Below are 13,595 nucleotides of genomic sequence, written 5' to 3'. Positions count from 1 at the left end.
ACGACGGGTGAAGATTAAGCGGTTTTTTGCCAAGGATATGCGAACGGCTCTGGCCGAGGTCAAGGAGACTCTCGGGCCTGACGCCGTCATCATGTCCAACAAGAAGGTCACCGGAGGGGTAGAGATAGTCGCCGCAGTCGATTATCAATCCCAGGTTCCGGGGCCCAAAGATGCGCCGGTTCGCCGTCAGCTGAACGATGAGAGCGTCAATATTTCGTCTGCTGCACGGCAGATGATCCGCCCCGAGCCGTCGCCGGCGAAGGAGCAGAACGAACATTATGCCGATACCCTGGCCGCCTTGCTGGCGCGCCAGCAGAAGCTCAAGCCGGGCAATGGGGCGCCAATGGGCAATACCCAATCGTCCGGGCTGGCCGCTGCCAATGCAGCGCCCAGAACATTGGCCGAGCAGGGGCAATGGGGCGCCGCCCCGGAACCTGCCAAGCCCAAAGCCCGAGTTGCGTCCGGCCAGCGCGCCCCTCAACCTGCCCAGCGGGATCAGGAGATGGAAGGGATGCGCAAGGAGATGGCCAGCATCCGTAAATTGCTGGAGCACCAGATCTCCGGGCTGATGTGGCAAGAGGTGGAGCGCCGCGAACCGATGCGGGCCCTGTTGATCAAGGAGCTCAAGAAACTGGGCTTTGATGATGCGTTTGCCGATCAACTGGCGGGACTGATCCCCGAAGATATGTCCATCCATCAGGCGATGGCCCAGTTGGCCGAGGTGCTGACGGCCCAGCTCAAGATCAGTGAGGACGAGATCATGCGTCAGGGCGGCGCGGTGGCGCTGCTTGGCCCGACCGGGGTGGGCAAAACCACCACTATTGCCAAGCTGGCGGCCCGTTTCGCCATGAAGTATGGCGCCGAGCAGGTGGCGCTGATCACCACCGACAACTACCGGATTGGTGCCCATGAACAGCTGCAGACCTATGGTCGCATCATGGGGTGTCCGGTGCGGCAGGTGCGTGATGCAGAAGAGCTGGCCAATGCCCTTTATCAGTTCCGCCACCGTCGGCTGGTACTTATCGATACGGCTGGAGTTGGCCAACGGGATATCCGGCTGACCGAGCAGCTCGATACCCTGGTCAAGAATGCCAAGGTGCGGATCCGCAGTTATCTGGTGATGTCGGCAACTTCCCAGCGTCGGGTGATGCAGGAGGCGGTTGACCATTTCCGGCGTATTCCATTAAGCGGCTGCATACTTACCAAATTGGATGAAAGTCTGAATCTGGGCGAAGTGATTAACGTGTGTATCCAGAATTCATTGCCCATCAGCTATATCACTGACGGACAAAGGGTTCCGGAAGATATTCAGGTTGCCAATGCGGCGCAGCTCGTCGGGGCTGCCATGGGCTCGCTGGAGCGAGAAACAGAGGAGCCCTATTTCTGGGGCGCAGGCTTTGGCGAGGCCGAAGATTCGGAGTTTTATGAGTAACATGTATATGGATCAGGCGAGTGGTCTGCGCAAAATGCGTCAAAACAATCGAGTAAAAGTAATCGCCGTTTCCGGTGGTAAAGGGGGCGTGGGCAAGACCAACGTAACCCTGAACGTGGCCGGAGCCATGGCTGCCCAAGGCAAGCGGGTGATGGTGCTGGATGCCGACCTGGGTCTGGCCAACGTCGACGTCATGCTGGGGCTGCGGGTTCATCGCAACCTCTCTCACGTGCTGGCGGGTGAATGCACCATCGACGATATCATCGTCGAAGGTCCATACGGCATGATGATCGTGCCTGCGACCTCGGGCACCCAGTCCATGGTCGAGCTTTCTCCGGTGCAGCATGCCGAGCTTATCCGTGCCTTCAGCGAGATGAAGACCCAGGTCGACATCCTGCTGGTGGATACGGCTGCGGGGATCTCCGACATGGTGCTGAGCTTCACCCGTGCCGCTCAGGACATCATGGTGGTGGTCTGTGATGAGCCGACCTCCATCACCGATGCCTACGCCCTCATCAAGATCCTCTCCAAGGATCACGGCGTGTTTCGTTTCAAGGTGGTGGCCAATATGGTGCGCAGTCTGCGCGAAGGGCAGGAGCTCTTTGCCAAACTGACCCGGGTCACGGATCGTTTCCTCGATACCTCGCTGGAGCTGGTCGCCTGTGTACCTTATGACACCAATCTGCGTGCCGCCGTGCGCAAGCAGAAGCTGATTGTCGAGGCGTTTCCCAAGTCGCCGGCCGCACTGGCGTTCCGGTCCCTTGCCAACAAGGCTGCGAGCTGGCCGGTTCCCAACCAGCCGGGCGGCCATCTGGAGTTTTTCCTGGAAAATTTGTTGCAGAAACCGGCCACAACACAGGAAGGTTCCCGTGAATAAAGCCCAAGCGTACTTGCGTCATCAGGATTCCTATGTGCTGGTGGAGCGTCATGCTCCCCTGGTCAAGCGAATTGCCCAGCATTTGTTGGCTCGCCTGCCCAGCAGTGTCTTGCTGGATGACCTGATCCAGGCAGGTATGATTGGGCTGCTTGAAGCCTCCCGCAACTTTGACGGTAGCAAGGGAGCAAGCTTCGAGACGTATGCCGGGATCCGCATCCGAGGCGCCATGCTGGATGAGATCCGGCGTGGTGACTGGGTACCCCGCTCTGTGCATCGCAACAGTCGGGCTATTGCAGAAGCGATCGAGAATGTCGAGCAGACCCACGGGCGTGACGCGCGAGATACCGAGGTTGCTGCCGAGATGGGGGTCTCCATCGCTGATTACCATGCGATGCTGCAAGATGTCTCCTGCGGCAAAATTATCGGCATCGAAGATTTGGGGGTCAGCGAGGATGTGATCGGCCACCCCGATGATGCCCCTTCCGGCTCGGGATTCGATGAATTGGCTGCCGAGCGATTTCAGATTCAATTATCAGAGCAAATTGGTCGTCTACCAGAGAGAGAAGCTTTGGTTCTCTCTCTTTACTACGATGAAGAGCTGAATTTGCGTGAAATTGGCGAGGTTTTGAATGTCAGCGAGTCGCGTGTGAGCCAGATCCACAGTCAGGCAATGCACAGATTGCGTGCTCGTTTGAGAGATTGGCATCTATAAGTGTTTGTACTGGCTACACTGAGATGAAACTCTAAGGCATAATCCGCACGACACAACCCGTTTTTAGCATCATGTAAGTGAGCCACTCTGGTGGCTATTTAGGAGGGAATTTTGGACAAGAACATGAAAATCCTCATTGTTGACGATTTTTCAACGATGCGCCGGATTATCAAGAACTTGCTGCGCGACTTGGGATTCAACAATACCCATGAGGCGGATGACGGCAATACAGCGCTGCCGATGCTTAAAAATGGTGATTTTCAGTTTGTAGTTACCGACTGGAACATGCCAGGCATGCAAGGTATTGACCTGCTTAAAGCCATCCGTGTCGATGAGAAGCTCAAGCATCTGCCGGTACTGATGGTAACCGCTGAAGCCAAACGTGAGCAGATCATTGAAGCCGCCCAAGCTGGCGTCAACGGTTACATCGTCAAGCCCTTCACCGCAGCAACGCTCAAAGAAAAACTCGACAAAATTTTCGAACGAATTGGCTAAGGAGCTGCAGGGATGATGGCCAAAACGAGAGCAATGATTTCGCTCGACCAGGCAAGGATGCTTGTTGCTCATCTGGAGCAAGGCGAATTTGAGCTGGCCGATGAACTGCTTGCCGAAGTATGTGCCCCCAACGCAGCCGATCTGTTTGAAAAAGTAGGTCAGCTGACCCGACAACTGCATGATTCACTTCAAGAATTTCGCCTCGACCCCCGTATTCCCGATTTGGCTACCCATGACATTCCCGATGCTCGGGAGCGTTTGAGCTACGTTATCGATATGACCGACAAAGCGGCCAATCGCACAATGGATGCGGTGGAAGCCAGTTTGCCGATAGCGGATCGCCTGAATGACAATATCCAGCTGGTGATGCCGAACTGGAATGCCCTGATGTCTCGTGACATGAGCGTAGGGCAGTTCAAATCCTTATGTCACCAACTTGATGATTTTATTAAGGCTTCAGAGTCTGATGCCGATAAATTACGGCAACTGCTGACAGAAATCCTGATGGCACAAGATTTTCAGGATTTGACAGGTCAGATGATCCGCAAGGTCATCAAGCTTGTTCAGGAAGTTGAAACAAAATTAATAGAAATGCTGACCATGTTTGGTGAGGCTTCTGCTGAGCATTCAACTCGTAGTATTCCTGTCAACGGGATTGAAGCAGAGGGCCCTATCATGAACCCCGAGGCTCGTGCCGACGTGGTCAATGGTCAGGATGATGTGGACGATCTGCTGTCTAGCTTGGGATTCTAATGGAGTGACGCATGGCCTTCGAAGTTGATGAAGACATACTGCAAGACTTTCTGGTCGAAGCATCCGAAATATTGGAACAGTTGTCTGAACAACTGGTCGACTTGGAAAAGCGGCCCGATGACAAGAACCTGTTGAATGCCATCTTTCGCGGTTTCCATACCGTGAAAGGGGGGGCAGGTTTTCTGTCGCTCGGTGAACTGGTGGATGTATGCCACGGTGCGGAAAACGTGTTCGATATCTTGCGTAATGGCAAGCGAACCGTTACTGCGGAGTTGATGGATGTGATCCTGCAAGCGCTGGACGCCATCAATGTCATGTTCGCCCAGGTTCAAAATCGCGAAGCACCCAGCCCTGCGTCAGATGATTTGCTTCATGACCTCCATGAGTTGTGCAAGCCGGAAGGGGAAGAGCAACTGCGCACTGCTACGAGTGCGGCTGCGGTTGTAGAATCTGAACCTGCAGCACCGGTAGTTGTTGAAGAAGTTGCTCCAGAAGTTGTTGAACCCACAGCCATCAGCAGCGAGCCTGCTCCTGTCAATGGCGGCGGCTCGATCGATGAAATTTCTGCAGACGAATTTGAACGTCTGCTGGACGAGCTCCACGGCGTGGGGGGGGCACCGACCAAGACGGCTGCAGCAGTCCCGATAGCGGGTGGCTCTGGCGATATCACCGATGATGAGTTTGAGGCCTTGCTGGACCAGCTCCATGGCCAGGGACAGCACATGGGGGCGCCAGAGGTAAATCCTCTGAAGTCGGTGCAAAAAGAGGTGGACGAGCTTATCGATGATGATGAGTTTGAGCGTCTGCTTGATGAATTGCATGGCCGTGGCCAAGGGCCTCAGAGTACTCTGGCACCTGCCGCACCTGCCGCACCTGCCGCACCTGCCGCACCTGCCGCACCTGCCGCACCTGCTGCGGTGACTCCGCCCAAACCGGCCACTCCTGTAGCCAAACCTGCACCGGCTGCTCCCGCAAAACCTGCCGAAGCAGCCAAAGCACCAGCGCCTGCCGCCAAGGCGGCGCCTGCGCCAGTAGAAAACAGTGCCGTGCAAAGCGATACGACGGTGCGGGTGGATACCAAGACTCTCGATGTCATCATGAACATGGTAGGCGAGTTGGTACTGGTTCGTAATCGGCTGGTGAGCCTGGGTATTGCAAGCAATGATGAAGAGATGTCAAAGGCGGTTGCCAATCTGGATGTGGTAACGGCTGACCTGCAAGGTGCGGTGATGAAAACCCGCATGCAGCCAATCAAGAAGGTATTTGGTCGTTTCCCGCGCGTGGTGCGTGATCTAGCCAGAACCCTCAAGAAAGAGATTGAGCTGGTGATGGTGGGGGAAGAGACAGATCTGGATAAAAACCTGGTGGAGGCGCTCGCCGATCCTCTGGTTCACCTCGTTCGCAACTCCTGCGATCATGGGGTCGAAATGCCGGATGTGAGGGAGAAAGCGGGCAAGCCGCGGCAAGGGACGATCACCCTTAGCGCCTCCCAGCAAGGTGACCATATTCTGCTTTGCATCGAGGATGATGGGGCAGGGATGGATCCTGAGAGACTCAAGTCCATCGCAATCAGTCGCGGTGTTCTGGATGCAGATACTGCCGCTCGCATGAGCGACAACGATGCCTATAACCTGATCTTTGCCCCGGGCTTTTCAACCAAGGCCGAGATCTCCGATATCTCTGGCCGTGGTGTCGGAATGGATGTGGTTAAAACCAGCATTGTCAGCCTCAATGGGTCGGTGCACATCGATTCCACTTGGGGTAAAGGTACCCGTCTCGAAATCAAGGTTCCGCTGACGCTAGCCATTCTGCCGACTCTGATGGTGGAAGTGGGTGAGCAGACCTTCGCACTTCCCCTTGGTTGTGTGAACGAGATTTTCCATCTGGACCTGAAAAAGGCCAATATGGTTGATGGTCAGCTCACCATCATTGTGCGCGAGAAGGCGATACCGCTCTTCTATCTGCACAAATGGTTGATTCGTGGCGCCAACAAACGTTCACGTCAGGATACCGGACATGTGGTGATCGTGCAGATTGGCACTCAGCAAATCGGGTTTGTGGTAGACAGCTTGATTGGTCAGGAAGAGGTGGTGATCAAGCCACTTGATAACCTGCTGCAAGGCACCCCTGGCATGGCCGGGGCGACAATTACCAGTGATGGCGGAATTGCTCTTATTTTGGATGTGCCGAGTCTGCTCAAAGCATATGCGCGTAGACATTAATAGCTCAGGCCCAAGGAGTTAGAAAAACAACAATGGCAGTCAAGGTATTAGTTGTCGACGATTCGAGCTTCTTTCGCCGTCGGGTGAGCGAGATCATCAATCAGGATCCCATGCTGACGGTGATTGATACGGCCCAGAATGGTCGTGAGGCGGTGGACAAGGCGATGTCGCTGCGCCCTGATGTGATCACCATGGACATCGAGATGCCCGTGATGGATGGCATAAGTGCGGTGCGGGAGATCATGGCCAAGTGCCCAACCCCCATTCTGATGTTCTCCTCCCTGACCCATGAAGGGGCCAAGGCTACGCTGGATGCGCTGGACGCCGGAGCCCTCGACTTCTTGCCCAAGAAGTTTGAGGACATTGCCAGAGACAAAGATGAAGCTGTCAGACTGTTGCAACAGCGGGTGAAGGAGATCTCCCGCAAGCGCTTCCTGATGACATCCGCTGCTCGCCCCAAAGCACCTGAACCGGTTGCTCGTGCTCCTCTGGGCAGCACTGTGCCCAGAACTTCAGATCGTCAGCCTGACTTGCAACGTACTGTGCCAAGTGCTTCATTCAAGCGCAGTGGCAAGAGTTATCAGTTGGTGGCGATCGGCACTTCTACCGGCGGACCTGTTGCGTTGCAAAATGTGCTGACCAAGTTGCCGGGAGATTTTCCCCATCCCATCCTGCTTATCCAGCATATGCCAGCCACTTTTACTGCCGCGTTTGCTGCCCGTCTCAACGGGTTATGTCAGATTGGCGTCAAGGAAGCGGAAGATGGCGATGTGCTTAAACCCGGGCATGCCTATCTTGCTCCCGGTGGCAAACAGATGCTGCTGGAAGGTCGTGGTGCAGGGGCCCGCATTCGCATCGTGGATGGCAACGACAAGGTCAATTACAAGCCTTGTGTGGATATCACTTTTGCCTCTGCGGCCAAAACCTATGCCGACAAGGTATTGGCGATTGTGCTGACCGGTATGGGGGCTGATGGCCGTGATGGCGCCAGACTGCTGAAAGAGCAGGGATCAACCATCTGGGCTCAGGATGAGGCTTCCTGCGTGGTATATGGTATGCCGCAAGCGGTAGCCAAAGCGGGGATTGCCAGCGAATCACTCCCTCTGGACAAGGTGGCCCAGCGTATTCTGGTTGAGTTGGGGCGCTAATCATGGGCTTGCTCGGTCTGCTCCTGGCATTGGGGGCTATTGCCATTGCCCAACTGTGGCATGGCGGCTCCCTGTTGACGCTGGTGGACGGCCCTGCTTTTTTGATCGTGCTGGGTGGTACCGTCGGTGCCGTCACGTTGCAGACCCCAGCCAAGTACATCTTGCTGGCGTTGCGCCAGCTGTTATGGATTTTTACCCCTCCCCGCCAGGATCTCGCGACGCAGGCCGAACGGTTGCAGTCATGGGCAGTCTTTGCGCGCCAGCAAGGGCTGCTTGCCCTTGAAAATCAGGCCGAGCAGGAGGAAGACAACTTTACCCGCCAAGGGCTTGGTATGATTGTCGATGGGGTCTCCACAGAGGATATCCGTATGCTGCTGGAAGCGGACATCGATATCGAGCAGGAGCGCAATGAACATGCCGCCAGGGTATTTGAAGCCATGGGGGGGTACAGTCCGACCATCGGGATCATCGGTGCCGTGCTGGGCCTGATCCAGGCCATGTTTCATCTCGAAGACCCGTCAGCGCTGGGGGCGGGTATCGCAGTGGCATTTGTGGCAACCATCTATGGTGTGGGGTTTGCCAACCTCATCTACCTGCCTATCGCCAACCGGCTACGCGCATTTCACTATCACTATGCACTCTTTCAGGAGATGACCCTGGAAGGGCTGCTGGCTATCGCCCATGGTGAAAACGGCTTGCAGGTTGAACGCCGGCTCAAGGCCTATTTGAAAGGAGAGTAGCCATGCGCAAGCGCTATCGGTTGCACTTGCAGGGTCGTGAGCATCTTGACCGCTGGCTGGTCTCCTATGCCGATTATATGACGCTGATCTTTGCCTTGTTCGTGGTGCTCTACTCTGTTGCACTGGTGAATAAGGACAAGTATCGCGCGGTGATTGATGGTATGAGCCAGGCGTTCAGTGTCATGCAGTCTGGCGGCAATGGCTTGCTTGAAGGGCAGGGTAATTCCCTGCTGGATAACCCGGTATCTGCCTCTCCATCATTGCTGGAAAGCCCAGCATCCCCCTCTCCTTCACGTGCTCCTATTTCTGGTGTGCCAGTGCTGCAAGATGGCGCGACACTTGCAAAACTCGATATGCAGTTGCAACAGAGCATGGGCTCGCTGGTGGATGCCGGTATCGTCAAACTGACGCAAGATGAGAACTGGCTGATGGTTGAACTCAGTTCCGGCTTGTTGTTTGGCAGCGGCAGTGCCTTTTTGGGACCAAACGCTGCACCGGTCATTAATACTCTTTCAAGTATTCTCAAACCGGTCGATAACTATGTAAGGGTTCGGGGTTATACCGATAACCAACAGATAAATAATGAAATTTATCGTTCTAACTGGGCGCTTTCTGCTGCTCGGGCCGAGGCGGTACTCAATGGCTTGATTGCCGATGGGATCGCCCCCCAGCGTCTGGCGTTCGAGGCATATGGCGAGTTTTCCCCCTTTGCTGACAACGGCAGCGAGCAGGGCAGACTGCAGAATCGCAAGGTTGTGGTCGCTATCTCCAAGTTTGCCTGGGTGCCGCCAGCACCTGTGGTTGCAACGCCTACGGTAGTTGCCGAACCGGTTCCTGCTGTACAACAGGCGGTGGATGCAGGAGAGATAAAGGTGATCACCTTGCCCGGTGGTGGCATACGTATAACAACAAGGCAGGATTGATACAGTGATTGTTTGGACGGTTGCCAACCAGAAAGGTGGTGTGGGTAAAACCACCACAGTGGTCTCGCTTGCGGGGATCCTGGCCCAGCGTGGCCAGCGGGTGCTGTTGATTGATACCGACCCCCATGCTTCGCTGACTGCATATCTTGATTTTGATTCAGATCGCCTGGATGGAACCCTCTATGAGTTGTTTCAAGCTGTCAAACCGACAGCCGAGCTTGTCAATAAACTGACGCTCAAGACCAAGTTCGAAAATATCAACTTACTGCCAGCATCTATTACCTTGGCAACCCTTGATCGGGTGATGGGCAATCGTGAGGGGATGGGACTAGTACTGAAGCGGGCACTGCTGCGAATTCAGGAGCAATATGATTACGTGCTGATCGATTGCCCGCCAGTACTGGGGGTGATGATGGTCAACGCGCTGGCTGCCTGCGATCGGATTCTGGTGCCTGTCCAGACCGAATTTCTGGCTCTCAAGGGGTTGGAGCGGATGATGAAAACATTCGAGATCATGCAGCGTTCCAAGCGTGACAAGTTCCGTTATACCGTGATCCCGACCATGTTCGACAAGCGCACCCGTGCTTCTTTGATGACCTTGAAATCGATCAAGGATCAATATGGGGATTCAGTGTGGAATGCGGTAATCCCTATTGATACCAAGTTTCGGGATGCCAGCTTGCTGCATATCCCCCCGTCTATCTATTCTCCCGGGAGTCGTGGAACCTATGCATATGAAACGCTGCTCAATCATCTTGATGCCCTTGAGCGGCAACGGGTTCATGAGGTGACGGCATGAGAGATACCATTCAAGTTCGGGCGATGGATGACTATTTCCACTCCCTGCTGCTCGATGAGCCGCTGGTGCTGGATGAGGTGGAAGAGGTTCAATCTGCCCCTGTTTTACAGTTGCAACGTCAGCCCCAAAGCGTCCCCGAGGTAGTCGCCGCACCTTACCTCGAAAGCGATCCACGGCTTGCCCAGCTCGGTGAACTATTGGCTCAGGTGGGACAAGTCCAGTTCGAAAATGATGCCTTCACCCAGGAGATAACACTCACCGCACCGCTGGAGATTGTGGCGGAGGAGTCACTGTTGCCGGTAGAGCCTGAGTGGCCTGCGGAGGTGCTACTCCCCGAGGTTGCGGAGCCCCATACTACTATCCTGACCGAGACTGCGGTGGAGGTTGCTCCGGTAGAAGCCAGTGAACCTGTTGCCTGGGAAAATATCGATACCGGTAAAGAGTTTCAGGCCCTTTTCTTTGAAGTCGCGGGTGTGACGTTTGCGGTGCCGTTGACCGAGCTTGGTGGTATTCATCAGCTGGGCGAGATCACCTCCCTGTTTGGCCAACCGGGCTGGTACAAGGGGATCATGACCTCTCGCGAGCAGAAGATGAATGTGGTCGATACTGCCCAGTGGGTCATGCCGGGTCAGCATCTCGAGATGGATGATTACAAGTATCTGATTATGCTTGGTGAATCGCCGTGGGGATTAGCCTGCCACCATCTCAAAGGGACTGAATTATTACACCGTGACCAGGTGAAATGGCGCCATCAGGAGGGCAAGCGCCCCTGGTTGGCGGGCATGGTTAAAGAAAAAATGTGTGCCCTGTTACACGTCCGCGAACTGCTCCTGTTGCTGGAGCGTGGGGTTAACATAGAAGGTCGCTGATAACTTCTGCAATCGAGCTGTTTTATTGCTAGTTTTAGCAGTAGACGTTTTCATAAAAGGAATAAAAACATGACAGAAAAGCGCAATATTGCACAGAATCTGGCCGAAGATGAAGTGCTGCAATGGGTAACCTTCCAACTGGAAAACGAAACTTACGGCATCAATGTGATGCAGGTTCAGGAGGTGTTGCGCTACACCGAAATTGCACCGGTGCCGGGTGCACCTGAGTACGTACTGGGGATCATCAACCTGCGTGGCAATGTGGTGACTGTCATCGATACCCGTTCCCGTTTCGGTCTGCCTTCCGGTGATGTGAGTGAAAACTCCCGGATTGTGATCATCGAGGCAGAGAAGCAGGTGATCGGCATCATGGTCGACAGTGTGGCAGAAGTGGTTTATCTGCGCTCTTCCGAAATCGATGCGGCACCTGCGGTCGGCACTGAAGAGAGCGCCAAGTTTATTCAGGGGGTGAGCAACCGCGATGGGCAACTGCTGATCCTGGTTGACTTGAACAAGCTGCTCTCCGATGAAGAGTGGGAAGATATCGGTTCCCTCTGATAAGTAAGGTGATGTTTTGATAATCGAGATGGTTGCCTTGGGGATGTCCCTGATTGCCTTGGCGTTTGCCTCTTATATCTGGTTCAAGAGCAAGCGCAGCAAGCAGGAGTCCGAGGCCAGTGTGGCAACCCTGCAAGGTCAGTTGGAAAGCTTGCGCAAGCAGATGATGGAACTCCATACCGGCGCCATTGGCATGGGGCAGCGTCTGCAGTCGGTGGAAGGGGCGATGCAGCAGGTCAATGAGCGCCAGCAAGAGCTGACCATGCAGGATCCCGAACGCAGGCTCTACAGCCGAGCGGCAAAGATGGTCGAACTGGGCGCCGATCTTGATGAAGTCATGAGTGAGTGCGAGTTGCCAAAGGCAGAGGCCGAGCTCTTGATATCGTTGCGAAAAGGTCGCTCATGATGATTCAGGAAGGCAATTGCCTTCCTGAATTTTATGGCGTGCAGCCGCTTGTCCCCCAGCTGCGTTGAGCAGGCGGTTTCTACCATATTTTCTTTGTGATCCCGGTCGCCAGTCAGTTCAATTGTTGCATCTTTGAAAAGACGTATTCCAATACTGTGTTAAGATGCAGACCGCTTCATTTTCTCTGAAAAAATCCCCATGCTGCTTCAAGTTAACAATCTGAGCTGCGTGCGCGAAGATCGCACTCTGTTTGAACACCTCTCTTTCTCTGTTGCGCCCGGCGATCTGGTGCAAATTGAAGGGCCCAACGGTGTTGGCAAGACCAGCCTGTTGCGGTTGTTGACCGGGCTGTCGCAGCCGTTTGCCGGTGAGGTGTGCTGGAATGGGGAGAATATTCGTCATTGTCGTGATGAGTATCATGCCAATCTGCTCTATCTCGGCCATCAGCCCGGCGTCAAAGCGGCGCTGACCCCTTTTGAAAACCTGAAGTTCTACCAGCAGTTGCATCACCCGCAGCAAACAGAGACTGACTTGTGGCAGATATTGGCCCGGGTAGGGCTGGCCGGATTTGAAGAGAACCCGACCGGGCAACTCTCTGCCGGTCAGCAACGCCGGGTGGCTCTGGCCAGACTCTGGCTGTCACAAAAACCGGCGCTCTGGATCCTCGATGAGCCCTTTACCGCTATCGACAAGCAGGGGGTCAAGGTGCTCGAGCAGCTCTTTCTGGCCCACGCCGAGCGGGGCGGCATGGTGATCCTCACCACCCATCAGGATCTGACCCTGATGCAAGGACGGCTGAAGACTATCTCGTTGATCCCCTTCGCATCGACATTGCAGGAGTAACGCCATGTTGCGCGCTGTTATGCACCTTATTCACCGTGAACTGCTGATGGCTCTGCGCCAGCGTTCCGATATTCTCAATCCGCTCTGGTTTTTCCTCATCGTCATCACCCTGTTTCCGTTAGGGATTGGCCCGGAACCCAAACTGCTGGCCCGTATTGCCCCGGGGATCATCTGGGTGGCGGCGCTATTGGCTGCCATGCTGTCGCTGGAGCGACTGTTTCGCGACGACTTTGCCGATGGCGCGCTGGAGCAGATGATGCTGATGCCGCACCCGCTGGGCTTGCTGGCGCTGGCGAAAGTGGTCGCTCACTGGCTGCTGACCGGCTTGCCGCTGCTGCTGATCTCTCCCTTGCTGGCGATTTTGCTGTCGCTGGATATGAACACCTATCTGGCTGTCGTTGCGACGCTGGCACTGGGCACTCCTGTATTGAGCCTGCTCGGCGCGGTCGGGGTCGCGTTGACGGTGGGACTGCGCAAAGGCGGGGTGCTGCTTAGTCTGCTGATCCTGCCGCTCTATATTCCGGTACTGATTTTTGCCACCTCAGCCATCGATGCCGCGGGGATGAGCTTGCCCTATGGCGGGCAGCTTGCCATTCTGGCCGCCATGCTGGTGGGGGCTCTGACACTGACACCGCTGGCAGTGTCGGCGGCGTTGCGGGTCAGCCTCAACTGATGGCCGTGAGCTGAACCGAATTTGGCTCCGAACGGAGTCTTTTTACAAAAAATAATGTTGCGATGGATCAAGGAGAGTGCCGCTTATTGCTTTCGGGGTATTTGATGCTGCCCTGCGGTCGGTATGGTAGGCCTCGCCAAACGAT

Annotated in this window: 15 protein-coding genes; all 15 read left to right on the top strand. The window is 55.2% G+C overall.

Translation table 11 applies throughout. The features are described 5' to 3' along the window. Positions 1 to 7: 7 nt before the first annotated feature. The 15 genes from flhF to ccmB all read left to right on the top strand — a co-directional run bounded on the left by flhF (position 8) and on the right by ccmB (position 13,450). A complete protein-coding gene (gene flhF / locus NOM06_RS00395) occupies positions 8 to 1,432 on the top strand; it encodes a flagellar biosynthesis protein FlhF (RefSeq protein ID WP_255909084.1) in 1,425 nt (474 codons plus the stop codon). Positions 1,433 to 1,466: 34 nt separating this feature from the next. After that, on the top strand, positions 1,467 to 2,309 hold the full coding sequence (locus NOM06_RS00390; protein ID WP_370688888.1) for a MinD/ParA family protein: 843 nt from the start codon (positions 1,467 to 1,469) through the stop codon (positions 2,307 to 2,309). Further along, positions 2,302 to 3,021, top strand: a complete 720-nt coding sequence (locus NOM06_RS00385; RefSeq protein WP_005353671.1) for an RNA polymerase sigma factor FliA — start codon at positions 2,302 to 2,304, stop codon at positions 3,019 to 3,021. Before NOM06_RS00390 ends, NOM06_RS00385 begins: the two co-directional genes overlap by 8 nt. Positions 3,022 to 3,132: 111 nt before the next feature. Then, positions 3,133 to 3,516 (top strand): chemotaxis response regulator CheY, encoded by a 384-nt coding sequence (gene cheY / locus NOM06_RS00380; RefSeq protein ID WP_013723552.1) that lies wholly within the window; start codon positions 3,133 to 3,135, stop codon positions 3,514 to 3,516. Positions 3,517 to 3,528: 12 nt separating this feature from the next. Further along, on the top strand, positions 3,529 to 4,269 hold the full coding sequence (locus NOM06_RS00375) for a protein phosphatase CheZ (RefSeq protein WP_005353668.1): 741 nt from the start codon (positions 3,529 to 3,531) through the stop codon (positions 4,267 to 4,269). Between the two features lie 11 nt (positions 4,270 to 4,280). Then, positions 4,281 to 6,491, top strand: a complete 2,211-nt coding sequence (locus NOM06_RS00370; protein ID WP_255909081.1) for a chemotaxis protein CheA — start codon at positions 4,281 to 4,283, stop codon at positions 6,489 to 6,491. 32 nt (positions 6,492 to 6,523) lie between these two features. Next, positions 6,524 to 7,639, top strand: a complete 1,116-nt coding sequence (locus NOM06_RS00365) for a chemotaxis response regulator protein-glutamate methylesterase (protein ID WP_064340924.1) — start codon at positions 6,524 to 6,526, stop codon at positions 7,637 to 7,639. Between the two features lie 2 nt (positions 7,640 to 7,641). Further along, positions 7,642 to 8,379, top strand: coding sequence for a flagellar motor protein (locus NOM06_RS00360; RefSeq protein WP_255909078.1), 738 nt, complete (start codon positions 7,642 to 7,644; stop codon positions 8,377 to 8,379). Between the two features lie 2 nt (positions 8,380 to 8,381). Then, positions 8,382 to 9,302: a flagellar motor protein MotB gene (locus NOM06_RS00355; protein ID WP_255909075.1), complete on the top strand. Its 921-nt coding sequence runs from the start codon at positions 8,382 to 8,384 to the stop codon at positions 9,300 to 9,302. A gap of 4 nt (positions 9,303 to 9,306) precedes the next feature. Then, positions 9,307 to 10,101 (top strand): ParA family protein, encoded by a 795-nt coding sequence (locus tag NOM06_RS00350; protein ID WP_005353663.1) that lies wholly within the window; start codon positions 9,307 to 9,309, stop codon positions 10,099 to 10,101. Beyond that, positions 10,098 to 10,970 carry a chemotaxis protein CheW gene (locus NOM06_RS00345; RefSeq protein ID WP_255909074.1) on the top strand — a complete coding sequence of 291 codons (873 nt, stop codon included), beginning with the start codon at positions 10,098 to 10,100 and terminating at the stop codon, positions 10,968 to 10,970. The genes NOM06_RS00350 and NOM06_RS00345 overlap by 4 nt, the downstream gene beginning before the upstream one ends. Before the next feature lie 69 nt (positions 10,971 to 11,039). Beyond that, a complete protein-coding gene (locus NOM06_RS00340) occupies positions 11,040 to 11,528 on the top strand; it encodes a chemotaxis protein CheW (RefSeq protein WP_005298836.1) in 489 nt (162 codons plus the stop codon). Positions 11,529 to 11,556: 28 nt separating this feature from the next. Beyond that, positions 11,557 to 11,934, top strand: coding sequence for a DUF2802 domain-containing protein (locus NOM06_RS00335; RefSeq protein ID WP_005334692.1), 378 nt, complete (start codon positions 11,557 to 11,559; stop codon positions 11,932 to 11,934). A gap of 198 nt (positions 11,935 to 12,132) precedes the next feature. Then, positions 12,133 to 12,777, top strand: a complete 645-nt coding sequence (gene ccmA / locus NOM06_RS00330) for a cytochrome c biogenesis heme-transporting ATPase CcmA (RefSeq protein WP_064335790.1) — start codon at positions 12,133 to 12,135, stop codon at positions 12,775 to 12,777. Positions 12,778 to 12,781: 4 nt separating this feature from the next. After that, entirely contained in the window at positions 12,782 to 13,450 is a 669-nt protein-coding gene (gene ccmB / locus NOM06_RS00325) for a heme exporter protein CcmB (RefSeq protein ID WP_005353658.1), read from the top strand. Positions 13,451 to 13,595: the final 145 nt, after the last annotated feature.

It is taken from the genome of Aeromonas sp. JL9 (assembly GCF_024436075.1).
Taxonomy (GTDB): Bacteria; Pseudomonadota; Gammaproteobacteria; order Enterobacterales; family Aeromonadaceae; genus Aeromonas; species Aeromonas veronii.
The sequence above is the reverse complement of the archived record's forward strand: the minus strand, read 5'-3'. Positions and strand labels throughout refer to the sequence as shown.